Source organism: Paenibacillus sp. FSL H7-0735 (assembly GCF_038008505.1).
Lineage (GTDB): Bacteria > Bacillota > Bacilli > Paenibacillales > Paenibacillaceae > Paenibacillus_AQ > Paenibacillus_AQ odorifer.
On sequence record NZ_JBBOZH010000001.1, the window covers coordinates 364,185 to 390,376 of the forward strand.

The window sequence follows — 26,192 nt, forward strand, 5'->3', positions numbered from 1 at the left end:
ATGAGACAACTTATCGTCCGAAGATTACTGCAAACCCTGCCGATGCTGTTTTTTGTCTCGGTTGTGTGCTTTGCGATGATTAAGCTGGCTCCGGGGGATCCGGTACTATCCTTCGTTACGCCGAATATGCACGCGGATGATATTGAGCGCATCCGGCATAACCTTGGGCTGGATAAGCCAGCCTACATTCAATATTTTATATGGATCAAAGAAGTACTGCAGGGCAATTTCGGTTATTCCCTTGTGAATCATCAGCCTGTATTGGAGCAAATTCTAGAACGTTTACCTGCAACAGCAGGTTTGATGGGCAGTGCAATCGGCTTAGCCGTTCTGTTGGCGATCCCGATGGGTCTGCTTGCTGGAGCTAACCGGAACCGCTGGGTGGATAAACTAATTAACTTTTTATCCTATATCGGAATTTCAGTACCTTTATTTTGGCTGGCCATATTACTTATGTACTTATTTGCAATTAAGCTGCACCTGCTGCCTATTATGGGGATGCGAACCATTGGTGTGGAATCAGCGGTTGATGTATTGAAGCATGGTATTCTGCCTTGCGCCGTATTGGCTTTTGGATTTCTGGCCGGTTACGTACGATACATCCGCTCTAGTACGATTGGACAGCTAAAAGAAGAGTATGTGCAGATTCAATATGCTTTTGGATCCAGCAAGACAACGATTCTGTTCCGTCACGTGCTTAAGCATGTACTGTTGCCAGTAATTACATTGCTCGGGATGTCGATGGGTGATCTGGTGGCGGGTGCAATTGTAACGGAGACGGTATTTTCATGGCCGGGTATTGGCTCTTTAGGGATGACTGCGGTTAAAGGGATGGATTATCCCGTAATTATGGGAATAACTTTGTTCTCTTCTTTAATGCTGATCATCGGCAATCTGGTCGCGGATATTCTATATAGCTTCGTGGACCCACGAATTAAATTAACGAGGTGACCTCATGAATCGCAGTAAATGGAAAAGTGTTGGAGATGAGCTATTTACGAATAAATTGGGTGTCGCAGCCCTCATTACTTTAATCGTCTTCACACTAGGCTCTATATTTGCTTTTTTGTCCGGACATGATCCGAATGCAATGGATGTTTTGGCACGTTTGAAAGCGCCCGGAGCGGATCATTGGTTTGGTACGGATGATTACGGCCGGGATTATTTTGCCCGAGCTTTGTATGGCGGCCGGGTATCTTTGCTAGTTGGTTTTGCTTCAATGATCATTGCCACGGGTATAGGTGTGACGGTGGGCGTAATCAGTGGATATTTTGGCGGATGGATTGATAATCTATTGATGCGGATGCTTGATGTAGTGATGTCCATTCCATCTTTCCTTGTGCTGCTGCTGCTCAGCGTATTTCTGAAGCCGAGTGTAGGAAACATCATTTTAATTATTGCTCTATTAATGTGGATGAACATTGCCCGTGTGATTCGTGCGGAGACGATGACGATTAAAGAACGGGAATATGTACTATATGCAAAAGCTTCCGGCCAGAGCAACTTCGGAATTATTTGGCGTCATATTCTTCCGGGGCTAGTACCTGTTGTGATTGTAGGTGCGACGAATAATATCGCTTCCGCGATTATGATGGAGTCGTCCCTAAGCTTCCTTGGGTTCGGGGTACAACCTCCGAATGCCACTTGGGGCAGTATGCTTAACAATGCACAGGGATATATCGCTCAGGCACCTTATTTGGCATTGTTCCCGGGGTTATTGATACTATTAACGGTTCTGAGCTTTAATGTTCTGGGCGATATTTTGCGGGTTGGCTTTGAACCGAAGCTGATCCGAAGATAGGAGTGTGAAGACATCATGACGGAACGGCTATTGTCTGTTGAGAATTTGAAGGTTTCCTTCCAAACTCGAGATGGGGAGAATCAGGCAGTTCGTGGCGTTAGCTTTCATATAGATGCTGGAGAAACGGTAGGGATTGTTGGTGAATCCGGAAGCGGGAAAAGTGTAACTGCGAAGGCGATTATGTCGTTGATTACACCTCCGGGTAAAATTATCGCTGGAAATATTAATTTTCGTGGTGAGAATTTATCTAACCTTTCGGAAAAAGAGTGGAGAAAACTACGCGGCAACCGCATAGCGATGGTGTTTCAGGATCCCATGACTTCTCTTAATCCTGTGAAAAAAATCGGCCAGCAGCTTACGGAGGTCATCCGGCGGCATCGCGGCTTAAATAAGGAAGAAGCGCTCAAAGAAGCAGCAAGTATCCTGCGGCAGGTGGGTATAAATAATCCTGAGCAGCGGCTGCAGCAGTATCCGCATGAATTCAGCGGCGGGATGCGGCAGCGGGTCATGATCGCCATGGCTCTTTCCTGCCAGCCAGAGCTATTGATTGCGGATGAGCCGACAACTGCGCTTGATGTAACGATACAGGCCCAAATTCTTGATCTTTTTAAAGAGCTAAAAAATAATACCAGTACAGCTATAGCACTGATCACCCATGATTTGGGTGTGGTGGCTCAGGTATGTACACGGGTTATCGTAATGTATGGTGGACTAGTGATGGAGGAAGGTACGGTGGAGGATATTTTTTACCGCCCACAGCATCCTTACACGAAAGGTCTGCTTCGCTCGATCCCGAAACGTGACGGCAAATCGCGTGAACGTCTAATTCCAATCGAAGGCACACCTCCGGATTTGTTGAATCCTCCTTCTGGCTGTCCCTTTATGGAGCGTTGCCCTAATGCTTTTGCCCGTTGCAGCGAACGTCCTCCGGTAATCGAATTATCGCCCGGTCACCGTTCGATGTGCTGGTTAGCAGATGGTGTGCAGGAGACTTCAGCCGTAGCTGGCGTTGAAGGGAGCGGTTCGGTTGAGTGACAATAAGATTCTAGTAGACGTAAATAATCTCAAAAAACATTTCTCCAAAGGCAAGGATATGTGGGGACGCGATACATCGGTGCTTAAGGCAGTAGATGGCGTAAGCTTTCAGATTCGTCAGGGAGAGACCTTTGGGCTGGTTGGAGAGTCAGGAAGCGGCAAGTCCACGGTTGGACGCTGCTTGCTGCGCTTATATGATTACACAGACGGTGAAGTGTCTTTTGACGGGCAGCCGCTGAGCAAGCTTGGAGAGAAGCAGTTAAAACCTTTTCGCAGACGCATTCAGTCGATCTTCCAAGATCCCTATTCTTCACTTAATCCAAGCTTAAATGTGCTTGATCTGATCAGTGAGCCTATGAAAATCCACGGCATCCACGAAGGTGAAGAACGCAAAGAAGCTGTTGCGGCATTGCTGGAAAAGGTAGGTTTAAAAAGAGAACATCTCTACCGCTTCCCGCATGAATTCAGCGGTGGACAACGCCAGCGGATTTCGATTGCCAGAGCATTGTCCGTAAGACCTGAGTTTGTCGTGTGTGATGAGCCGATCTCAGCGCTGGACGTGTCTGTCCAGGCCCAGGTAGTGAACATGCTGGAGGATTTGCAGTCCGAATTTGGCTTGACCTATCTCTTTGTCGCACATGATCTGTCGATGGTACGGCATATTTCTGACCGGATCGGCGTGATGTATGGCGGTCGACTAGTAGAGGTAGCCGAAAGTGATGAGCTGTACGATAATCCTATTCATCCTTATACAAAGGCGCTGCTGTCTTCCATCTTGGAGACGGATCCCCGGCGGGCCAATCAGAGAATTATTTTAGACGGATACTCGCAAGAGTACGGCAGAGCTGAGACTTCTACACTACAGGAAGTAAGCCCGGGCCATTATGTTGCTTATGATTTTACGGTATGATTAGACTCTATATATAGATTGGGAGGGATCAGAATGTCAGAGAACTTAAACCGGGTAAAGTTATCCCAGTGGGATGCGTTATTGGTGGAATCACTCCGCTCCTTGGGGTGGTCTGATGAGGATATTCTTCGTAAAGTGGCAGAGGGCGATTTGCCCGTTGACGAGAGCGAATACCAATTTGATTATAAGCAGCTGACCACGTTGCAGTCAGAGCAGCCGGAGTTGTTCGGGCAAGCGGTGAAGACAGGCTATCAGATCAAATACAATACGATTCGTGGGATTCGCAGCTGGATATGGGTAGCTCTGGACAAAGAAGCGGCTCTGGAGCTTGAGGAAGGTAAGGAAGCCGCTGAGGTGGCTTTAACCTTGGCCGAGAAGGAACGTTTGGCCTCTGTGTTGTCCTTCGGTTGGCAGATCGAGAGCGATACGAAGGCAGCGGATGGAGATACAGCTGTCTACCGGATTGCGCCCATTGGACGATAAGCTGAATAGCTACAGTAAAAAACGATTGTTGCGGGGAAGGACTCCCTGTGCACAATCGTTTTTTTTTGTTATATTTCTCGCTTAAATGCTTATCATTAATATACGCTTACCGCTGGGTAAGCTACCTCATATTGTGCAGCCTCAATCCAGCTTCCTGTCTTAAAATCTCTGCCCCGGACAAGCACTTTATCGCTATACACTTCCACATAGAAGCCTTGGCTGCCCGTCTTATGTTTATCTTCATTAGTCCAAAGATAGGCGACAGAAGCAGCATTAAACATCGTTGCGATCTCTCCATGGCCAGGGAACATAGTGTTGTTTACCTCCAGCTCCCAATGGGTATGTCCAGTGAATAACAAGGTCTGGGGATATCTCGACAGAATTTCTTTTAATTCCTTATCTTGTGTGACACCATACCAATCTTGCGATTCCAGTGATCCGGCTACGGTGTCTTTAAGCGGTTGATGCAGGAAGAGAAAGATAGGCTGCTCTGGTGAAGCTTGCTCTCCAAGCTTATGCTCCAGCCAATCAAGCTGCTCAGAGGAGAGATCACAGAACTTGGGCAATCCTTGCTCCGTCCCTAGCAAAATAAAATGATAACCATTGATCCAGTGATCATGATAGGGTCCGGACATTCCGGTCTGTGACGTATACATTCCTAAACGTGATTCCCAATTTCCGAGCCCCACATCATGATTGCCTAAGGTAAAGGTAATCTCGGGCAGGTCGGTTTTATATTGTTTGAGGATACGAAGCATTTCTTCGTATTCAGCAGGGAAGCCGTGGTCTGTGACATCACCGATATGCATAATCCCGCTGCTGCCTTCCCCATGCGCTGCTATATCACGGAGTGCCAGCTCGAAGTTAAGATTGTACTCATGATTGCGGTCAGCAGTGACATGGGTATCCGTAATGATCTGAAAGGTGATAACTGGTTTATCTTCAGGTGATGTGTTCGTACTCATGTTTGGGCATCCTCCTTCATCTATGAACCTATCCAATACTGTTGCTGTTCGCTAATGCGTCTTGCCGCTAATGTTCAGTCCTATGATCCCGACAATGATGACGGCTATCCATAGTAGTGAGGATAGGGTTAGCTTTTCTTCAAAGAACAGGGTTCCTATGAAGGAAATCAGAATGATTCCCGCTCCTGACCATATCGCATAAGCTACGCCTACCTTAATCGAGGTGAGAGCATAATTCAGGGAGGTGAAGCTGGCTCCATAGAACAGGAACATAAGCACGGAAGGCCAGAGCTGGGTGAACCCCTGAGATATTTTCATTGAGATGGTCCCTGAGAGTTCGAACACAATAGCCAGCGTCAGAAACATCCATGCCCACATTCCTTCTATTCTCACAGGGAAGTAACCTCAATTCTGAGCTCAGCATAAGATTGTACAATGAGATCTGCATCCGGGAGAATATGTGTTGAAGCACTAGTACCTTCGCTTTCTGCTAGGCCGATAGCTACCTGTACACCCGCTGCTTTAGCCATTCGCATATCCCCGTTAGTATCGCCGATAACCGCTGTGTACGCGGGTTCCACGGCTAACCTTTTGCAGGCCAGCTGCACCATGTCGGGGAAAGGTTTACCCTGATCCACAAGATCTGTTCCAATTACTTCGGAGAAATAATGCCGTATGCCCAGCCATTGGAGATGTTTGTCTGCGGCCTCTGTTTCATCTGCGGTCACCACGGCGAGAGGGATGCCTGCACTCACGCACTCATCAAGAAAACGATGAAGTCCCGGAAGGGAGTGAACAGGGCGTTTCTCTTCTAACATAACATCCGCTTCGAGACGGCATTGATGGACAAGCTCCATGGACTCCGCCCAAGATAAACCTTGCAGATAATCCTGCCATGACAGAATGGCATAAAGATCACTCATAGTCCCCATAGCCAGCGGTCCGTTGCGATCATAATCGGTAATGCTCCCCTGGGCATTGTGTATAGTTCCCATTAATGCAGGGAGCTGCTCTTCTGCAATCTGTAGTCCTTTTTCCTTCATATACTTCGTGAATCTCTCTAAAAAACATTCGCCCCAGCTGCCCCAGAGGGATACGAACTGGAGCAGCGTACCATCCTTATCGAATAGAATAGCTGCTACAGTGTATCTGCCTTGCGGAGTGATGAGCTCAGACATGAAGTCCACCGCCCTTTATTTTAATTTATCAAGCGCTGCTTGTGCCGTTTCTTGTGCTTCCTTAAGTGCTTGTGCTGCTGGGATATTCTCAATTTGCACCTTATCTGCGGCGATTGTCAACGCATCGTTAATTTTGCCGCCAGTTGGGTCTTGGAAAGGTGCAGAACCATGAGAAGCTTGCATCAATGGGACCTTAATCTGTGGATTGCTTTCGCTGAATGACACAAATGCCGGGTCTTGCAATGCGGATTGGCGCACCGAAATATATCCCGTATTAATGGACCAGGACGCAGTATTCTCAGCATTTGTGAAGTAGGTTAGCCATTTCATAGCTGCTTCCTTTTCACTGTCGTTAGCTTTGGATAGAATGCCGGCCATAAGTGCTTGGGCTACGGGTTTGCCCTCACCGATCCCTGCCCAGCCTGGCTGCTCCATAGCCGAAACAATGCTGAAGTCCAAGTCTCCCTGATCGCCGCTGGAGCCGGTGTAGCCTGCGGATTGACCCTTCATTACATCGTCAATCGTCTTGTACCAATACTCCCAGCCTTGACCGCCGGAATGAATTCGCATGATCTTATCCTCGTGAATCCACTTGCGGAACAAATCCCAGGTTTCAATCCACTCTTTAGAGTCGACCATAACTTGTTTTCCATCCTCACTAAGGATAGTGCCTCCTTTGCTGAGTACGGCATCAATCATGTTCCCTGAACCCCACATAGGCTCCCAACCATAAAGGGTGGTTTTGCCGCCGTCCTTCACTGTCATTTTCGCAGCTGCGGCAGCTAGATCTTCCCAAGTCTTTAGTGTGCTCGCATCAATCCCATTCTTCTCAAAAACATCTTTGCGATAGTACATGACCTGCGTTGTTCCATACATCGGCAGGAAGTATTGCTTACCATCAATCTGGCCCTGATTTAGAAAGGTTTGGACAAAATCCTCTTTATTAAAATCTGGCTGCAGTGCCATAAGCTCGTCTATCGGAGCGAAATATCCTTTACGGGCCCAATCTACATTGGAGGAGAGAGCAGCCGCAGGCACTTTTCCTGTAGCGATAGCTGCTTGCAGCTTCTGTTCGGTTTCCGTGTAGTCTGCCTGCGCGATACCTTTGACGATGACCTCTTGCTGAGAGGTATTAAATTTCTGAATCAGTGCCTCCATATTCTCACCAAGCTTGCCGCCGAGACCATACCAGAATTCAATCGTTACCGGCGCATTTTGTGTGGGTGCAGCCTCTGTGGAGGGGGAGGAAGAAGCTCCATTTGCCGCTGTAACATTGCCTGTATTCGCATTTCCTCCGCAAGCTGTTAACATTGTAAATCCGGCAACCAAAGACAGGGTGGACAGTCTCTTCAATACGTTCATCATCATTCTCCTCTTATTAAAATAGAATTGTTAGCTTATCCTTTGCTGGAACCAGCGGTCATGTTGACACTTTGCATGATCGTTTTCTGAGCTAGTAGAAATACTAGCAGCAACGGGGCGATGGTGAATGCGCTAGCGGCCATGATCAGCGGCCATTTTAATCCGTAAGCACCTCCTTGAGTAAAGAAACTACGCAGACCCGCCGAGACTAGCTGGAGATTAGGGTCTTTGGTGATCAGCATCGGCCAGAAATAGTTATTGTACTGATCAATGAAGGTGATCAGGGCTAGCACAGCAAAGGAAGAACGTGTAATGGGGACAAGAATGGTCCACAGAATCCGCATATGTGAGGAACCGTCCACTTCTCCAGCCTCCACCAGCTCATGGGGAACCTGAAGGAAGGCCTGGCGAATTAGAAAAATGGAGAAGACACTTACACAGTTGGATAGAATTAATCCGGCATATGAATCCAGTAGATGGAGCTGGGACAATACCAAATATCCGGGAAGATAAACAGCGGTGGCTGGAACCATGTAGCCGAAAAGAATAACGCCTGAGAACAGCCCTCTGAAGCGGAATTTCATATGCGTAAGCGCATAGGCCATCATCCCGGAATTTATTACCTGCAAAATAACAATCGACACAGCGACAAATATGCTATTGCCCATATATCTGAAGAAAGGGGCTTCGTGCCAGGCGGCTGAAAAATTACTCCACAGCGGATCCTTAGGCCAGATTGTGGGCGGAGACTGCCAGATTTCATCATTGGTTTTTAAGGCGCTGGTGACCATCCAATAGAAGGGGAAGGCCATGATCAGTGCAATAGCTGTAAAAAATAGATGGCGGGTCAGCTTGCCCACGCGTACGATCGTTGCATTCATCAGTCGTTCTCCTTTACAGCAGTTGTTATTGATAATGGGTTGTCCGTTTACTAACCTCTAGCGAGACTACGGATAGCAGCATACATATAAATACCAGAACCATTGCGACACTAGAGGCTTCTCCAATCTGGAAGGCTTCAAAAGCAGACTGATAATACATATAGAGCAAGGTGCGTGTTGATCCTGAGGGTCCACCTTGTGTAAGTACGTTAATCTGGTCGTAAGCCTGTAACGCCCCGATGATCTGTACGATGAACAGAAACAGTGTCGTTGGTGAGATAAGCGGTAAGGTAATGCGGATGAACTTTTGAACAGCATTTGCTCCATCCAGTTGAGCAGCTTCCAGCAGATCCGTAGGGACATTGCGTAGTGCTACCAAGTAAAAAATCATCGCCCAGCCTACCGATTTCCATATCGTCACGAGCAGAACGCCGAGCAGCGCCCATTTAGGATCTTGAAGCCAGCCGATTTTTTCTAGACCTAATAGATCAAGTACAGTATTGGCAAGGCCGATTTCGGGTTCATAGATCCAGGACCACACAATGGATACAGCCACGGTCGGCGTGACCCAAGGGGAGAACAGCAATACCTGATAGAGGGTGGAGCCTTTCAGCTTCCCGTTCATCAGGAGTGCTAGTCCAAGTCCGATCAGAATAACGGGCAGCACACTTCCCGCACAGAATAACAGAGTCACTCTAAGTGCTTTATAGAAGGCAGGATTGCTGAACAGATCCAGATAGTTGGTTAGTCCGACAAAGGTTTTCTCGGGGCTCATGAAGTCCCATTCGGTAAAGCTGAGATAAAATACATAAAGTAATGGCGCTAGCCAAAATACAACGAATGGAATCATTGCCGGCAAGGTGAAGAGCACCGGTTTCAACTCCCCTATAAATCTCGAACGTTTCATTATTCTGTCGATACCCCATTCCATCTTCTGTTTTTTGCGGTATAATTCTGAGGAAAGCTCTTCCGTTCAAAAAAAATTGTACACTCATCGAGCAGCTGCGTGGTCAAGTGGACGTAAAGATCGATGCGAGATTATGTAAAAATTTAAGAGATTAGCGCAGGTAGTTGCTATTTTGTGTAAAATAGAAGGGTAGATTATAAGTGGAATGAAGGTGCAGCTATGAAACAGGTAGCCTTTGGTGAAGAGAATAAAGACTTATCTCCGCGCGAGCAGCTGCTGCGTCCGATGATCGATGCGATTGCTCAGACGATGGACCTATATGGTGCGAATTATTCATTCGGGCAGCTGTATGGAATTATGTTCTTTGAAGACCGTCCGATGACGCTTGAAGAGATGAAGAATGTGATGAATATGAGCAAGAGTAATATGAGCTATGGGGTCCGTTCTTTGATGGCTTCCAAGATGGTCACTAAGCTGGAGGAGAAGCGGGACCGAAAGGATCTGTATGCAGTGGAGACAGATTTCTTTCAGACCTTTAAGAACTTTTTTGGGATGAAGCTGCAGCGGGAGATTGATGTCATGAAGCAAGCCTTGGACGTTGTCATTCCTGAGCTGGAGGGACTGGTTCAAGCCGTGGATACGTCTGAGGAGGAGCGGCAATTCTGCCTGAAGGATCTGGAGAAGCTGGAGCATGCCGTTCAATATTATCATTGGCTGCAGCAGTTCGTGGACGAGCTTGGGGAAGAGAATTACTTCGCAGATAAGAGAAGGTCCTAGACCGTCTACAATCACATATAGATGTACATAATTGTATATAGATCTCCATTTTTGCGGGGTGTTCCTTAAGCCGGTTCAGGCTTGAGGTTCGCCCTCTTTTTTATGATAAAGAAACAAAAATAAGAAGAAAATGTAACCAATAGCAGGTGGAACTTCCATAAAATATATAGTTACATAGGGACAAGAAATGTTGTTAAGGAGATTCTGAGATTGAAAACGAAAAAAAATATGCTGCTTGTTATCATAGTTCTACTGTTAAGCCTTGCTGCTATTTTGAATACACAACGTGAACCTTCAACAATTACTATTAACGTAAATGGTCAAATGATAAAGACGATAGCTGCCAACCCAGCCTCGTCTGATGATCTTATGATCCCGAAGGCAGTAGCTGAACAGGCACTAAATACACAAATCGGCTGGCAGAAATCCGGACCGCTTCCGAAAGGCATTTACTACAGAGATCAGGTGGCTGTGCTGATGTATCATCATCTTTCCGAGAAGCCCATGCCACAGTTTCCTTGGGTGTTATCGGTTGATCGGTTTGACGATCAAATGAATCTGCTGAAGCAGGAAGGTTTTCATGTGATCACCATGGCGGAATACCGCGAATTTATGCTGAATAACGGCGCAGTTCCGGACAATGCAGTGCTGCTGACCTTTGATGATGGATATGAAAGTTTTTATGAATTGGCGTTCCCCGTTTTGCAAAAATACGGATATACAGCCGTCAATTTTGTTATCGTATCTACAATTGATCACCCAGATCCGAATAGCGTGCCGAAGCTCACTTGGGAGCAAATGCGGGAAATGAAGCATGCTGGGATGGGATTTTATAGTCATACCTATGATTTACACCATTATGGGATTGTGGATGCCGAGGGCGGGCAGCGGCCAGCTGCAAGTGCTTTGTTATATGTTGATGATGAGAACAGGAATGAGATGAATGTTGAATACTACAGCAGAGTTACACGTGATCTGGCCAAGGCGGAGCAAAGGCTGAAAGAAGAATTGGGCAATACGGATTCGGCAATTGCTTTTCCTTATGGGTCCTACAATGACAGATTGCTGGCTGTTTGTGATTCGCTGGGGATTTCACTGACCTTCAAAATTGAGGATGGGATTAACACTAGAGCGGATCGGAATGCCGCACGAATTAACGGGGGAAGTGAGACACTTACTGCTGCGTTGACGCTTGATCAGATGAAGCATATCGATTTGCCCATGGAATTGACCTTGAACAACCAAAAGGTGAATATGGTAAGGAATTCTCCTGAAATGAGGAAGGGAACCTTGATGGTTCCGTTTCATCAATTATGCAAAGATCTGCATATAGATATGAAATATGATCCGAAACGCCGAATCGTTGAATTGACTCATATGGATGCAGGAGCATGAAAAGTGTCACTTTTATTGATGATGAGATTACAAAAAGTGAGTAATTTCGTCATTTTAGGCGAATCACTAGTTGCTATAAGTGAATTCCTTACTGTAGACTATAAACAGAGTACTAATTGGTAGGCGAATGGAGAGAACTGATGGAATTGTTTAAGCGTTATTACGCAAATTTAACGGTCCGGCGTTTTTTGATTTTAGGATTGGTTGCTCTACTGCTATTCAGTATTAGAGATATGCTTAATTTGGTACTGTTGACGTTTTTGATTGCGTATGTAATGAATAGCTTTCAAGTGCTGCTCACGAAACGCATTAACAAATATGTAGCAGTTAACAGCAAAGTGATTATTGTTATTCTATACCTTGCCTTAATCGCTGTAATTGTCATAACCCTCGTTAATTATCTGCCTAAGGTTTTCATACAGATTAAACAGTTAACGAATTTTTTGACCAATTTGACCCCTGAGAACATCCCGCAGAATGATATTGTGCAGTATATATTCGCCCAGCTTAAGGATTTGAACTATCAGTCGTACATGAAAGACGGTATTGAATATGTCTTGAAAATAAGCAATTGGGGCACCAGCTTTGTTTTATCAACCATTTTGAGCTTTGTATTTATACTTGAGAAAAACAGGATCGTTAGCTTCACTTCCCGCCTTAAAGAGAGCAAAATCTCTTGGTTCTATGTAGAGCTTGAGTATTTTGGCAGAAAATTTATCTCCTCTTTCGGAAAAGTGATCGAAGCACAAATTCTGATCGCGTTGTTTAATACATGCTTTACGGTGATCGGACTCTGGATTTTAGGTTTTCCTTACCTTTTCGCATTATCCATTATGATCTTCTTGCTTAGTTTAATTCCGGTTGTAGGTTTTGTTATCTCGCTAATCCCACTTTGTATTATTGGTTACAATATTGGTGGCCTAGTCATGACGATATACGTACTGGCAATGATTGCCGTACTGCATTTTGTAGAAGGCTACTTCCTAAATCCTAAACTGATGTCATCCAAAATGAATTTGCCTATGTTCTATACGTTTATCGTGTTGTTATTCTCTGAGCATTATCTCGGGGTATGGGGTCTGATTCTGGGGATTCCGATCTTTGTATTCTTCCTTGATATTCTGGAAATTAACAGAGAGAACAAGATAGGAACTTAGGGATTCTGTTATAAAATAAGTATTAAACATTCAAAACCCGGCTAAATGGAAGGTCCATCTAGCCGGGTTTTTTGTGTATGTTACAGCGTCGCTGTATGTATTCCCTTAACCGAAGGAAGTATGGACACTATCTGAAACGATGTCCCTCAGCTCCGCTTTATATGCCGCATACTGCTCGGTTGTTATGCTTCCAGCGGCTAACCGTGAATCCAGTTGATCCGTTAGCTGGGCAACTTGTAGATCGATTACAGCTTCAATATCTTGGCCTTGTTCTGATGCAATATCTTGAAGTGACTTACCGTCATATATGGCCTCGTATAGATCCTCGTCCGTTGGCTGGTTAAGTACCTCCAATAATTCGTCTTGATCCGCGACCTCTGCGGTGGACCATTTTACAGGCGAACTTGCATTAGCGGTAAGACTAGTCCAAGCATTTCCAAAAGACATCACTACAACTACCGTTCCGACTATGATCACTCTTTTTATATCCATTAGAGTCCTCTTTTCTTGTTCTGCAATAACTTATCTTGCTTAAGCATCCGTCTAAAGTATCGTTTAAAATGGGTTCTAACTAGTTATATTGTAACCCGTGAAGCTGAACTGAAGCTTAAGCAATATTAAAAATAACCTAAAGATTTAACACGGCTATGATATAGCGATAATACACCACAGGTATACTTTCCAGATGAGCTTCAATGCATATTTATGCATTGAATCACAATCAAACAAATGGGGAGTGTTCGGAGTTTTGAGAATAACAGCAAAAGCTAAACGTTTTCTATCCAGCGTAATTGCCAGCAGTCTGATGTTTGGAATCATGGTTCCAGCAGGATATGCCGAGGAGCAGCAGCTGGAGATGGAGCAGACATCTTCCGAATTAGAGGCGCATTTTGATGAACAGGTTGAGCTCGACACGCTTTTAAGTCAACCGACTGTAATGGCAGATGTGTACGCGGTACCTAACCATCCAGGAGCATTACTGATTACAGAAGTTGTTCCGGATACTAAAAATGTAAAAGGGACAGATGGAACCTCTGTAGATGGTTACGAGTTTGTTGAGATCTACAATAATACGGACAAGCCGGTTAATTTTAAGGATTATTATTTCTTTTATAATGACAAAGATACATGGGCACCTAATGGTGATGCTGTAATACCGGCGCATGGAAATATTGTTTTCTGGATTATGAACGGCAATAATCTGAATGTTCCTACGGAGGATTTCATCAAAAACTTTAGTCCTTCTGCAGCTTTGCAGGAAGGAGTGAATCTGTTCCGGATCAACGGTGGCGGGGGGATGGCTAATACTTCTGCGCGTAATTTACAAATTAAAAGCAATGCAGGAGATACGCTAATTGTTTCTGCTTCCTATGGAAAAGAACAGGTGAAGGAGAATAACGGGATCTTCTATCAATATTTGCAGGCAGATAGCTCCGTTATGAACCTCATGGCGAATTCGGGAACGGTTGTGGCTACGCCTGGAACCGTAGAGGCAGAACAAGTGCCTGAGCTAGTTCCTGGGGACAAGCAGCCAGTGATTGAACATATCGCACAGAGTAGTGTTGATCCAGCCGATCTTCCTATCAGTGCGAAGATTACTAATCTGGAAAGCGGGGCAGATGGATCACTACCCGTAGTGAAGCTACAGTATGGCTCTCCTTCTCAGGTGAAAGATACGGTAATCACCATGACCTCAAAAGGTGGGGACGATTATGCGGCAATGATTCCTGCAGCTGCGCTGGAAGAGCCGGAGCTGCATTACAGCATCCGCGTTAACAATGTGACAGAGAGTTATTCTGTTCATGTGAATCTGCCGGCGTTCGATCCGAACAATGTGCCACCATTGTTAATCACAGAGCTGCTGCCAAACTCGACGAATGTAAAAGGAACGAGCAGCGACGCTTTTGAATTCATTGAGGTCTATAACAATACCGATGCACCAGTTAATTTCAAGGAATACAAGGTCTATTATCGTTATCCCGATAAAGGTAACGCTTCTGATGTGAAGTGGCCTTCGACACCAGAGAACTTTCTGATTCCTGCACAGCAGTCCGTGGTGTTTTGGGTTATTAATAGTGCAAATAGCACTTACACTGCTAATGATTTCAATACAGAATTCAACACAAACTTAATTGAAGGCACCAATCTCTTTTTGATCAAAAGCGATGGTATGGCGAACTCAGGCCGCCGGGCAGTCGTAATCAAAAGTAACACGGAGAAAGAAATTTCCTCCGCGTATTATGATGCAGACCTCACCTACGATGGTGGAGCTAAAGGTGACGATACTAAAGAAAATAAAGCCCTTCTATACAAGTATCCTGTCAATGGACTAAGCAAAATGCTCAAGATCAGTACGGGCTCAGCCGTTCCGTCACCAGGCCATACAGATGTAACACAACTTCCAAACACGCCGATCCATGTGGAGCCGGATACAGAGAAACCATCAGTAGAAGATCTGACGGGCGTAACGGAGATTGACCAGTCGATGGGTCTCGATTTGAAGGCTTTTGCTGATGACAATAAAGCTGTTACTTCTGTGGAGGTTAGAGTATCTTCGGACAAGCAGCCGGAGGCTGTTAGCCACAATCTATCCCAAGACTTCAACGACAGCTTGTATCACTTTAAATTGACCTCTGCTGATTTGATTGGCAGAAATGAAATTCAATATTACTTTGTCGTTTCTGATGGAACGAATGAAACACAATCTCCAGTAATAAAAGTAAAAGTTACAGGAGGACAGGATCAATCCCCACTTCGTTTGAACGTGAAGGAGGGGCAATTGATCAATGGTTCTGTGACCGTAAAAGGAACCTCTGCCACCGCTAAGGCTGATGATTTAGGCTTGAGCATCGACAGTTTGCTACTGGGCAATAACGAGGCATATACTGCACTTGAGAATGATGCCTACTTTGTATTTGAAGCCAAAAATGTGGATTATTATTTTAAAAATGCCATCACGATGGGACCGGAAGAACTAGGAGATGCCAGTATTCTGTATACCTTTCTGGACCCGATTACTACGTATACTACATTGACTTTTCCTATTTCTTCTGCCGCTTTACAAGTGGGTGCGGATAATGTGATTTACATTCGGGCGGGCTCTAAATCTTCCCCCTTTGATCCTCGTCCTGAGGAGAATAAGGATGATTTTGAAGTGAAAAATGTTCGTCTCCTGCTGGCAGACGGTACCGAAATTTGGGATCCGGCTTATGCAGAACGTGATAAGGAAATCAAGATGGGGGACAGCGCAGGTAAGCACGAATCCCTCGGCTTCCAGTTCGATCTGAAAGCGGATTTGTTCCGTTCAAAGGCGTATAACTGGAATACTAAAGAAGTACCTGACGGAGAACATAAAGTAACGCTTACCGAAGGTGGAACGAAAGTATCATCAAACGTGATTGTCGATAACACGCCACCATCCATTAAAGCATCGATAGAAAAAGGACAAACTTACCGTGGCAATTTTGAAATTGCTGCTGAAGTTAAGGATACCTATGCGGGTGTAGATAAGGTCAGTGTGAAGCTGGACGGTAATGTCATTGAACTGCCCTATGCTACTTCATCCGGGAAGTTATCCGCTGGGGATCATACGCTTTCTATCACAGCCTTGGATAAGATCGGCAATCAGGCAGAAAAGGTAATTGCATTCCATGTGCTGAATGAGAATCCATTTGCACCTCTGCTTATTTCTCCTACGAACTGGGAGACTGCTGTAGGTACTAATCCGACTTTAAAGGTTAAGGTTGAAGATCCTAATCAGGATAAGATAAACGTTACCTTCTTTAGAGGATTCAAGTACGATGCTAACCATCCAGAGCACGGCTTTGCTGGGTTTATAAACGCATCCGATACAGAGCCGCCGAAACAATCCGAACCTGCGGGCGAACAAGCGCTTAGCGGTGACGACTACAGTAAAATAAGTGCGGTGGACGGACAATATTTAATTAATGATGCTGTTGATCAATTCCCTTATCAGCGTTATGAAATTAAGCTGGATGAGTCGGTTAAGGCGTCAGATCGTGTAGATATTGAATGGAAAGGGAATTCGTTGCCGGGACGTAAAGTAAGTCTCTACGCTTGGAGCCCTGCTCAACAAAAATGGGTACAGCTGGATCATTTAATCGCTGGAACAGAGGATTTTGAGCTGAAATCCACGGTTACAGCTGGAGCATATGCTAATGGAAATAGCATTGCCGTAATGGTTCAGGACGAAATTGCTTCTGTGGCTAAGACAGCACCTACAGTAACACAAGATACGTATGATTTCTCTTTTGTATGGATGTCTGATACACAATATTATTCACAGAGCTACCCTTACATTTACCGTAAAAATGTAGAATGGATAGCTGACAACAAAGAGAGCTTGAACCTGAAATATGTAATCCATACAGGAGATGTCGTGGATAAATCCTATCAGGAGTATGAGTGGAAGGAAGCTGACCGGAACATGAAGGTTCTGGAGGAAGCTAACATTCCTTATGGTGTTCTTGCGGGTAATCATGACGTAGGCCATCAAACCGGGGATTACACGAAGTTCTGGGAGTATTTTGGGGAGTGGAGATTCAAGAATATGCCGACCTTCGGTGGCTCTTATGACAACAACAGGGGCCATTACGATTTAGTGTCTGCGAACGGAAATGATTTTGTTATTGTATACATGGGCTGGGGATTGGCTGAGGAAGAAATCGAATGGATGAATGAGATCGTTGCCCGTTATCCAGAGCGTAAAGCGATTCTTTGTCTCCATGAATATTTGCTGGTTTCTAATAACCGTGCACCTATTGCGGATAAAATTTTTGAAATGGTTGTGAAACCTAACAAAAACGTAATCGCAGCACTGTCCGGCCATTATCATGATGCTGAGCTTAAGGTGGACGAGCTGGATGATAACGGTGACGGTATTCCAGACCGCAGTGTCTATCAAATGCTGGCAGATTATCAAGGTGCTGAAGAAGGAGGCCTTGGCTATATCCGTCTGCTTCAGTTCGATGTTGCTAATAACAAACTTCGCGTGAAGACTTATTCGCCTTATTTGGATGATTATAACTACTATGATGAAGACGAATATCCAGGCAAAGATGAGTTCGTTCTGGATCTGGATCTACAGCCTGTGACTAAACGTGTGGCTACCGACTATATCGGAGTCAAGGTTTACAGCGATCAGGAAATTTCGGCCAATCAACAAGTAGAGAGTGGCGCGGAGACTCAGGTCATTTGGAGTAAGCTAAATCCGGATAGCTACTACCAATGGTACACAAAGGTTGAGGATGATCACTCCGGCAGTGTGCTTTCAGATATCTGGGGCTTTTACACTGGAAAAGAGGATGTGACGCCGACACCAGAGGTGACACCAACACCGTCGCCAGAGGTAACGCCGACACCTGAGGTATCGCCATCGCCAGAAGTGACGCCGACACCAACACCTGAGGTGACAACGGCACCTCCAGTAGTTTCACCAGTGCCAATAGTGACTCCAACGCCTACCACCACACCGGTAGCGGAAAAAGGAAACATTGAACTTACATTAGGAAGTAATGGAACGTATACAGCTGATCCGTCAGCCTTGAAGAAGCGGATAGAAGAAGCTGCTACAGGGGGAAGCCTAAAGATTAGCATAGGCGGAGCCGCTTCGGCTCAAGATCAGATTAGAATTGCTCTTGATGCAGCGAGTATACAACAGGCTATCGATAAGAAGCTGAACCTGAATATTGTGTCTTCTAACGTTACATTGAGCGTACCGACAAGCTCCTTACCAGCCATCCCGGCAGGCAGTGATCTGCTGCTACTAAGCATTGATATGAGTATGATTTCTGTACAGGCCAATGTCGCTGGAATGGGTCCAGCTAGAGCTACCGTTACGATGAACCTCAGTACATCAGCAGGCGGCAAAGAAACAGCTATCCATCAGCTTAAAGGTGCTGTTACGGTTACCTTGACGCTGACTAAGGAACAGTTTGCTAAGCTCGATACGGATTTTGCGGGTGTCTATTATGTAAATGGCAGCACGTTGGAATATTTGGGTGGAGTGTTTAAGGATAATACCGTTACCTTCACAACAAATCACTTTTCCTCCTTTGCGGTGCTGGAATACCATAAGCAATTTAGGGATACTGCTGGCCACTGGGCAGAGTCGTATATTTCCAAGCTGACTGCTAAGCATGTGATTAAAGGGATTGACGATACGCATTATGGACCACAGGCGAATGTAACCCGCGCAGACTTTGTTACACTGGCCATTCGTTCTCTCGGATTGGATGAGGCAAGTGGAGCTATCGCCCAGAGTGCTTTCGCAGATGTATCTAAAGATGCTTATTATGCACAGTCGATAGACAAAGCTGTCCAGCTTGGATTGATCCAAGGCAGTGATGGCAAGTTCCGCCCTAAAGATGCAATTACCCGTGAGGAAGCGGCAGTTGTCTTGCAGAAACTGATGCAGTATAAAGCTGGATCGCAAGCTTCCGTTGCTGCTACTGCAAGCTTCAAGGATATGAATAGCGTATCTGAGTGGGCGAAGCAAGCAGTCATTGATTTACAGGCTAAGGGAATCCTTGACGGCAAGGGCAACAATAACTTTGACCCTCGTGGTAAAGTAACCCGCGCTGAAATCGCAAAACTGTTATATGGAATAATTAATTTATAAGATTGGATGGCAAAGGCAGGCAGAGGTGACTCTGGTCTGCTTTTTGTCATTTTTGGCGTGTAGTCTTCATGTTCTTCTATGAAAAAAAGGAAATTCTCACTACTCATATGATTTTTCATATATAATATTTTGGATTAATTTTTAATTTTCAAATTTTTCGAAATAAAAGATAGATTGCAAGGAGTGCAAGTGAAATTAAATATCTCCAATCTGCCACTTCAGGAATCGGGTAAAATATATTTACCGGTTAGAGCGTTATTTACCGGCCGTATAATCTTTTATGCAGGTTTATGATGAAGACAGTCATGCGCTTGTACTGGAAAGTGGTCAATAAGCTTACAAGTTGGAGGGCACCTTTGTGAGTGCTCTTTTTTTGAATTCTTAAAAATACGCACTTGACAGGTAGGAATAAAGGGGTATATGATATCACCAATACTTAAACAGTAATTAAATGAACAGTGAAATAATTCAACCGAGCTGATTGGACCACCAAAGGCTCCCGTACTTTTCCCTTGTCAGGGGTAGGTGCTGGGAGTCTTTTTTTATGGGCTGATTGGGAGAAAGCAGAGGTAAGCATGAGCGAACAATATTGGAGACAGCTGGAGGAGACAGATTGGGCATTTCGCAAGGCGGTTCGCAGATTCGTGAAAGAGCGGGATAAGGTCGCCGTAGCAGGCATCTCCTTACCAGGCATGCTGATTCTGCACAAAATCATTCGCGATGGTGAGCAAAGACTAGGAGACTTAGCGGATGAACTAGACTTCACCTCAGGTGCGATTACCGCATTGAGCGATAAGCTTGAGGCGGGTGGATATACCGTGCGCAGACGTAAAGAAGGCGACCGTAGAACGGTAATGCTGGATATTACGGATAAAGGCCGCAAGCTGGCGGAGCAGAACAGCAACATCGGAGAACGATGTATTTCGCTTTTGTTTGAGGGGTTTACAGAGGAGGAATTGGCGCAGCAAAATGACTTTTATCAGCGGATCATTAGCAATTTAGAAGGATTCTCGGATATCCTGCTGAAGCTCGCCAAGGAGAATGCAGAGACCTCTCCAACCCTTGAACAGAAGCCACGAACAACCACCAAAAAAAGTAATTATCTTAGCTACTAAAAATTGAAAATAGGAGAGATGAACGATGGGACATTCAACCATTTATCCAACTGGAGCAACCGTATATAACCCTGACAAAGCCTGGAGTGGCTATACTGTATTTCAAGCTGGTGAAGAAGGTGTTGTACTGATAGATATGAACGGTAAAGAGGTACATTTGTGGAAGGGGCTGCTTGGATTTCCGGCTAAAATCTTCCCGGGTGGTTATGTGCTGGGCAGCACAGGAAGAAGAGATCCCAAATTCGGCATACAGGATAATGTAGATCTGGTACAGGTGGACTGGGATGGGAACATCGTGTGGAAATATAACAGCTATGAACATATAGAAGATCCGGGTTATGAACCCCTCTGGTATGCCCGCCAGCATCATGACTATCAGCGCGAAGGCAATCCGGTCGGATATTTTGCACCAGGGCTTGAACCCAAGGTAGACAGTGGCAAAACGCTAATTCTTGCTCACAAAAATATCTACAATCCTCAGATCTCCGACAAACAATTGCTTGATGACACGATCCTTGAGGTGGACTGGGAGGGGAATATCGTCTGGGAGTGGGCTCCAAATGAACATTTTGATGAGCTAGGCTTTGATGAAGCTGCCAAAAATGTACTATTCCGTGATCCTAACTCACGCTCTTTCGGAAATCTAGGTGGCGGTGTTGGGGACTGGCTGCATATCAATTCGGCTTCTTATGTAGGACCCAATAAGTTTTACGATGCAGGTGACGAGCGTTTCCATCCGGATAACGTGATCTGGGATGCGCGGGAAGCAAATATTATTGCGATAACGGATAAGCGTACCGGAGCCATCGTTTGGAGAATCGGTCCGGATTACTCGCTGCCAGAAGTGAAGCATATCGACTGGATCATTGGCCAGCATCATGCGCACATCATTCCGAAAGGTTTGCCGGGAGAAGGTAACTTACTTGTATTCGATAACGGGGGCTGGGGCGGTTATGGTCTTCCAAATCCATCTTCTCCTTTTGGGCAAAAAAATGCACTCCGCGACCACTCGCGAATTCTGGAGATTAATCCCGTGACTCTTGAGATTGAGTGGCAATATACAGCGGCAGAAGCTGGTTTCTCTGTCCCAACCGATTCTTATAAATTCTACAGTCCATATATCAGCTCAGCTCAACGGCTTCCGAATGGCAATACCTTAATTACAGAAGGTTCTAACGGCAGACTCTTTGAGGTTACGCCAGAACATGAACTGGTATGGGAATATATCTCGCCATTTACGGACTCCAGAAATACCAACATGGTCTATCGTTCCTACCGTGTGCCTTATGCCTGGGTACCACAGTTGGAAGCGCCAGTTGAACAAGCGATTGAGCCAATAGACGTAACACAGTTCAGAGTCCCGGGGGCTGCACCTAAAGGATCGGATTCTGTGGTAAGTGTGGCGACAACCCTGCCCTTTGTTGAAGGAGCTGCTTGTGTGGCGACGACGGATGAAGGCAGCAGCCGCAAGGTAAATTAACAAATTTGAGGAGATGTGTCGGTTGAAAAAATCATGGATCAGCTCAAGCTTTCTGCTCTTATCTTTATCAGTGGTTATCCTTTTATCGGGCTGCAGCTCCAAGGGCGATGCGGCTGCCTCTAATGCCTCTAAAGAGGGAGCGGCGAACAGCAAAGATGAGATATTAAAGATAAAAATTGCTGACATCAATACGAATCCCACTTTTCGGGTGGCATTAGATAAAGGCATCTTTGCCAAACACGGGATTGACGCTGAACTAGTCAACTTTGGTTCCCCTGCGGAAGGTGTAAATGCCCTTTTTATTAAACAGGTGGATGTGGCTTTCGGGGCAGACTTCCCCTTGCTGAACGCAGTGGCGAAGGGCGATTATGCTATTATCGCCTCGGCGGGATTAGCGACTGATGAAGCGTCCACTGAATGGAAATTGTTCGTACAGGACGATATTCAGAAGGCTGAAGACTTGAAGGGAAAGAAGCTGAGTTTCATACGCGGCACCTTCATTCCGTACCTTTGGGATGAATATTTGAAAGAGCATAATGCCGCTCTCAGTGATGTGGAGTTAATAGGACAGGGTGCCTTTGATGAAGCTTATATCGCTTTGAAGCAAGGTGCTGTGGATGGAGCATGGTTTTATGGTTCGGTTCTGAATGATAAGCTCTATGCGCTTAAAGGTGTTCATGAACTGACGGATATGTCTAAAACCACGGTTCGATTGGGGATGGGGATTGTAACTGGAAATGATTTTGCGGCTAAGAATCCGCAAGGTATAGCGAATTTCCTAGCAGCGGTGGATGAAGCTGGAGCCTATGCTCAGGCTCACCCAGATGAGGTTGCTGATCTGATGTATAAGGAAGTGAAGCAGCCTAAGGAATCTACGATAAAAGACCTGCCGAATAATCCGTGGGCACTAGGATTTACTCAAGCAGCGTATGACAGTTTGACCAAGCAGAAGAAATATATGGTCGACAACGGAATCATCGAGAAGGATTTCGATCTGGATAGCAAGCTGAATCTTGAGCCGCTGGCGAAGGCATTGCCAGAAGAGGTTACGTACAAGAAATAGGGGGAGTTCAGAATGTCATTACCTGCTAAGCAGCATACCATTCATATTGAGCAGCTCCGTAAAAGCTACAGCGAACCAACTGCTGGGGACATTCACTACATTATAAAAGATGTAGATCTCGTAATTAAAGGTGGGGAATTCTTCGTTCTGCTTGGGCCGAGTGGTTGCGGGAAATCAACACTGCTGAATATGATCGCCGGGTTTGTCTCCAAATCTGGTGGGCATCTACGGGTGGATAATGTAGAGGTGAATAAGCCCGGCAGAGATCGGGCGGTTGTGTTCCAGCAGGCGGATTCCTCCTTATTCCCTTGGTTAACCGTCCGGCAGAATGTGGAGTTCGGATTGCGGATGAAGAAAATCGCAAAGGCGGAACGGCACACAATATCGGATAGGTTCATCGGGCTTGTTGGGCTGAACGGGCATGAGGAGAAGTTCCCGAAGGAGCTGTCTGGGGGTATGAAGCAGCGTGTTCAGCTGGCTCGGGTGCTGGCGAATGATCCAGCGATTCTGCTAATGGATGAGCCATTTGGTGCGCTGGATGCGATGACGCGCCGAACGATGCAGAAGGAATTGGTCAACATTTGGCGCCAGACACATAAGACGGTGATTTTTGTAACTCATGATATTCAGGAGGCGTTATTGCTGGGAGAACGAATTGGCATTATGTCAGTAGGACCGTCCTCTAATATTACAGATATTTATGACAATACACTGGCGTATCCGCGGGACGTAACCTCACCGGAATTCTACTCGTTATACAATCAAATTCAAGGTCATTTCGAAGAATAGGATAGGGTGAGACAGATGAGGAAATGGGTGGAGAAGAAGTGGGTTTCCGTAACCCTTCTATGGATTACCGCGCTCTGCGTCTGGCAGCTTGGAGCTGTAATCTATGGCCCCGATGTGATCCCCGGACCATGGAGTACACTTAAGGGCGGACGGGAGCTGCTGGAAGACGGAACCTTGCTGCAATATATAGGGATTAGCTTTTATCGGGTGCTCATTGGTTGGGTACTCGGCAGTTTACTGGCGATTCCCGTAGGACTAATCATTGGGAAGGTGAACTTGATCCGTATTTTTGCGGAGCCTTTCCTGAACTTTATCCGTTTTATCCCGCCGATTGCATTCATTACTTTGTTCCTAGTATGGTTTGGTATTGGGGAGCAGTCGAAGATTGCGTTAATTATGTACGCCACCTTTTTTATCGTGGTGCTGAATACTTTAACCGGTGTGATGTCCGTGGAAGAGGACAAAATCCGCTCAGCCCGCAGTATGGGCGCCAGTGAGTGGCAAATTCTGATTCATGTGGTCGTTCCGGCGACGATCCCTTATATTTTTACGGGTATCCGGTTAGCGATGGGCACCTCATATATGGCGATTATCGGCGCGGAAATGATTGCTTCGAACGAAGGTGTAGGTTATCTGATCTGGAATTCCCGGTTGTTTTTCCGTACGGATTGGATCTTTGTCGGGTTGTTCTGCCTTGGCTTTATGGGCTTCTTTACGGATCGGCTTTTTGGCTGGTTCGGTAAGAAGGTGCTTTACAGATACGGTGTTGTCAGTGTGGCAGCGCGTAGACGGTAGTTATATTCATACATGTAAAACTGCCTGGAAATGTCGGGCAGTTTTTTACTTGGACTGAAGTTTATACGAATATTTCTTGTCATTGTAAGTAAATTGTATTTCTAAGGGAAACGGCGGTCATCTAAAAAAGACGACAGGTCGTTTCTTTTTATTTACAAATATTCCTATTCTCCTTAATGCCGCGAAAATAGTACACGCCTATACTGCAATTGGGTGCCTAACAGTTGGAGCATAAAGAAGCCCGCAAATAAGAAATAGGAGTGAAGGGGAAATCATGAAAAAAGGGATCAAAAATCAATTATCAATGGGTCTAATGTTATCCTTGCTCGTCCTGTTGCTTGCTGCTTGTGGAAATTCAGCCAAGGCTGAAGAAACAACGAATGGAAAGGCTGGCACCAAAGAATTAAGTCTGACTGAGATCGAGAGTAAAGCTAAAGAAGAGGGCAGTATCGTCAGTGTAGGAATGCCGGATTCTTGGGCGAACTGGAAAGATACATGGAGTGATATGGACAGTAAGTATGGTCTTACACATTTGGATACCGATATGTCGAGCGCGGAGGAAATTGCCAAGTTTGATGCGGAAAAAGACAAACCAACGGCCGACATCGGAGATGTGGGGATTGCGTTTGGATCGGTTGCCGTGGAGAAAGGGGTAACACAGCCTTATAAAACATCCTACTGGGATGAAATCCCTGATTGGGCTAAGGACAAGGACGGAAATTGGATCGTCGGCTATCAAGGCACCATCTCTTTTCTGACTAACACTAAGCTCGTGGCGAATCCGCCGAAGAGCTGGGAAGATCTGAAGAACGGCAATTACAAAATCATCGTTGGTGATGTAACCAAAGCTGCTCAAGCACAGATGGCTGTATTGGCCGCAGCGATTGCCTTTGGTGGCGACGAGTCGAACATTGAACCAGGGATTGCTTTTTTCGAGGATTTAGCTAAAAAAGGACGTCTCTCCAATGCAGAGGCTTCCCTTGCCAACATTGAAAAAGGTGAAGTGGAAGTTACCCTGCTGTGGGATTTCAACGCTTTGAATTATAGAGACCAGATCAACAAAGATGGCTTCGCTGTAGCCATTCCACAAGAAGGCAGTGTCGTGAGCGGGTATGCCACGATCATCAACAAATATGCGCCGCATCCTAACGCGGCGAAGCTTACACGCCAATACATCCTTAGTGATGAAGGACAGATTAATCTTGCCAAAGGTTACGCTCGTCCGATCCGTGACAGTGTAACGTTGCCGGATGATGTTGCAGCTAAGCTGCTACCAAAAGACGAATATGTCAACGCTAAGCCTGTTGGTGATTACAAGGTATGGGAAGAGACGGCAAAAACCATTCCTCAATTGTGGCAGGAACGTGTGCTTGTACATTTGAATTAGTATTCATTTCTCCCCAAAAAAGAAGCAGGGCGCCTTCGTCATGATGCCGTAAGGCGCCTTTGTTCTATTCCC

The 26,192-nt window shown here is 45.7% G+C and carries 22 protein-coding genes; 15 read left to right on the forward strand and 7 right to left on the reverse strand.

From position 1 onward, the window contains the following. The 5 genes from NSS82_RS01675 to NSS82_RS01695 are packed head-to-tail and all read left to right on the forward strand — an operon-like array spanning position 1 to position 4,229. Entirely contained in the window at positions 1 to 951 is a 951-nt protein-coding gene (locus tag NSS82_RS01675) for an ABC transporter permease (RefSeq protein WP_036687292.1), read from the forward strand. A gap of 4 nt (positions 952 to 955) precedes the next feature. Then, positions 956 to 1,801 (forward strand): ABC transporter permease, encoded by an 846-nt coding sequence (locus NSS82_RS01680; RefSeq protein WP_036687295.1) that lies wholly within the window; start codon positions 956 to 958, stop codon positions 1,799 to 1,801. A gap of 15 nt (positions 1,802 to 1,816) precedes the next feature. Further along, the gene (locus tag NSS82_RS01685; protein ID WP_038568246.1) at positions 1,817 to 2,836 is read left to right on the forward strand and encodes an ABC transporter ATP-binding protein; all 1,020 of its coding nucleotides are present in this window, start codon (positions 1,817 to 1,819) and stop codon (positions 2,834 to 2,836) included. After that, a complete protein-coding gene (locus NSS82_RS01690; RefSeq protein WP_280513446.1) occupies positions 2,829 to 3,746 on the forward strand; it encodes an ABC transporter ATP-binding protein in 918 nt (305 codons plus the stop codon). Before NSS82_RS01685 ends, NSS82_RS01690 begins: the two co-directional genes overlap by 8 nt. A gap of 33 nt (positions 3,747 to 3,779) precedes the next feature. Continuing rightward, positions 3,780 to 4,229: a hypothetical protein gene (locus tag NSS82_RS01695; RefSeq protein WP_076274123.1), complete on the forward strand. Its 450-nt coding sequence runs from the start codon at positions 3,780 to 3,782 to the stop codon at positions 4,227 to 4,229. A 95-nt stretch (positions 4,230 to 4,324) separates the two neighbouring features. Here the strand turns inward: NSS82_RS01695 and NSS82_RS01700 are convergent, their stop codons facing one another. From NSS82_RS01700 to NSS82_RS01725, 6 genes are read right to left on the reverse strand one after another with little or no spacing between them, the layout of a single operon-like run. Then, entirely contained in the window at positions 4,325 to 5,194 is an 870-nt protein-coding gene (locus tag NSS82_RS01700) for a metallophosphoesterase family protein (RefSeq protein WP_036687304.1), read from the reverse strand. A 51-nt stretch (positions 5,195 to 5,245) separates the two neighbouring features. Then, positions 5,246 to 5,572, reverse strand: coding sequence for a DMT family transporter (locus NSS82_RS01705; protein ID WP_038574002.1), 327 nt, complete (start codon positions 5,570 to 5,572; stop codon positions 5,246 to 5,248). A gap of 11 nt (positions 5,573 to 5,583) precedes the next feature. Further along, positions 5,584 to 6,372, reverse strand: a complete 789-nt coding sequence (locus tag NSS82_RS01710) for an HAD family hydrolase (protein ID WP_076274122.1) — start codon at positions 6,370 to 6,372, stop codon at positions 5,584 to 5,586. A 15-nt stretch (positions 6,373 to 6,387) separates the two neighbouring features. After that, positions 6,388 to 7,734: an ABC transporter substrate-binding protein gene (locus NSS82_RS01715; RefSeq protein ID WP_081382605.1), complete on the reverse strand. Its 1,347-nt coding sequence runs from the start codon at positions 7,732 to 7,734 to the stop codon at positions 6,388 to 6,390. Between the two features lie 35 nt (positions 7,735 to 7,769). Next, a complete protein-coding gene (locus tag NSS82_RS01720; protein ID WP_051491496.1) occupies positions 7,770 to 8,615 on the reverse strand; it encodes a carbohydrate ABC transporter permease in 846 nt (281 codons plus the stop codon). Positions 8,616 to 8,640: 25 nt separating this feature from the next. Continuing rightward, positions 8,641 to 9,522: a carbohydrate ABC transporter permease gene (locus NSS82_RS01725; protein WP_036687311.1), complete on the reverse strand. Its 882-nt coding sequence runs from the start codon at positions 9,520 to 9,522 to the stop codon at positions 8,641 to 8,643. 219 nt (positions 9,523 to 9,741) lie between these two features. Between NSS82_RS01725 and NSS82_RS01730 the strand changes: the two genes are divergently transcribed. From NSS82_RS01730 to NSS82_RS01740, 3 genes are all read left to right on the forward strand, one after another. After that, complete coding sequence (locus NSS82_RS01730; RefSeq protein WP_036687313.1) at positions 9,742 to 10,299, forward strand: GbsR/MarR family transcriptional regulator; 558 nt, start codon at positions 9,742 to 9,744, stop codon at positions 10,297 to 10,299. A gap of 210 nt (positions 10,300 to 10,509) precedes the next feature. Next, a complete protein-coding gene (locus tag NSS82_RS01735) occupies positions 10,510 to 11,694 on the forward strand; it encodes a polysaccharide deacetylase family protein (protein WP_081384015.1) in 1,185 nt (394 codons plus the stop codon). A 140-nt stretch (positions 11,695 to 11,834) separates the two neighbouring features. After that, on the forward strand, positions 11,835 to 12,851 hold the full coding sequence (locus NSS82_RS01740) for an AI-2E family transporter (RefSeq protein ID WP_036687315.1): 1,017 nt from the start codon (positions 11,835 to 11,837) through the stop codon (positions 12,849 to 12,851). Between the two features lie 105 nt (positions 12,852 to 12,956). Here NSS82_RS01740 and NSS82_RS01745 read toward each other — a convergent pair whose 3' ends face one another. Further along, positions 12,957 to 13,343, reverse strand: a complete 387-nt coding sequence (locus tag NSS82_RS01745) for a hypothetical protein (protein WP_038568262.1) — start codon at positions 13,341 to 13,343, stop codon at positions 12,957 to 12,959. A gap of 256 nt (positions 13,344 to 13,599) precedes the next feature. On the opposite strand from NSS82_RS01745, the gene NSS82_RS01750 reads away from it, so the two are divergent. From NSS82_RS01750 to NSS82_RS01780, 7 genes are all read left to right on the forward strand, one after another. Next, the gene (locus tag NSS82_RS01750; protein ID WP_178944357.1) at positions 13,600 to 19,491 is read left to right on the forward strand and encodes an S-layer homology domain-containing protein; all 5,892 of its coding nucleotides are present in this window, start codon (positions 13,600 to 13,602) and stop codon (positions 19,489 to 19,491) included. Between the two features lie 575 nt (positions 19,492 to 20,066). After that, entirely contained in the window at positions 20,067 to 20,606 is a 540-nt protein-coding gene (locus NSS82_RS01755) for a MarR family winged helix-turn-helix transcriptional regulator (RefSeq protein ID WP_036687318.1), read from the forward strand. A 25-nt stretch (positions 20,607 to 20,631) separates the two neighbouring features. Continuing rightward, on the forward strand, positions 20,632 to 22,086 hold the full coding sequence (locus NSS82_RS01760) for an aryl-sulfate sulfotransferase (protein WP_076107352.1): 1,455 nt from the start codon (positions 20,632 to 20,634) through the stop codon (positions 22,084 to 22,086). A gap of 22 nt (positions 22,087 to 22,108) precedes the next feature. Beyond that, positions 22,109 to 23,149, forward strand: coding sequence for an ABC transporter substrate-binding protein (locus NSS82_RS01765; RefSeq protein ID WP_036687322.1), 1,041 nt, complete (start codon positions 22,109 to 22,111; stop codon positions 23,147 to 23,149). 12 nt (positions 23,150 to 23,161) lie between these two features. Then, the gene (locus NSS82_RS01770) at positions 23,162 to 23,938 is read left to right on the forward strand and encodes an ABC transporter ATP-binding protein (protein WP_036687325.1); all 777 of its coding nucleotides are present in this window, start codon (positions 23,162 to 23,164) and stop codon (positions 23,936 to 23,938) included. 15 nt (positions 23,939 to 23,953) lie between these two features. Next, positions 23,954 to 24,733: an ABC transporter permease gene (locus NSS82_RS01775; protein ID WP_036687327.1), complete on the forward strand. Its 780-nt coding sequence runs from the start codon at positions 23,954 to 23,956 to the stop codon at positions 24,731 to 24,733. A 274-nt stretch (positions 24,734 to 25,007) separates the two neighbouring features. Beyond that, positions 25,008 to 26,120, forward strand: a complete 1,113-nt coding sequence (locus NSS82_RS01780; RefSeq protein WP_076274121.1) for an ABC transporter substrate-binding protein — start codon at positions 25,008 to 25,010, stop codon at positions 26,118 to 26,120. Positions 26,121 to 26,192 lie beyond the last annotated feature (72 nt).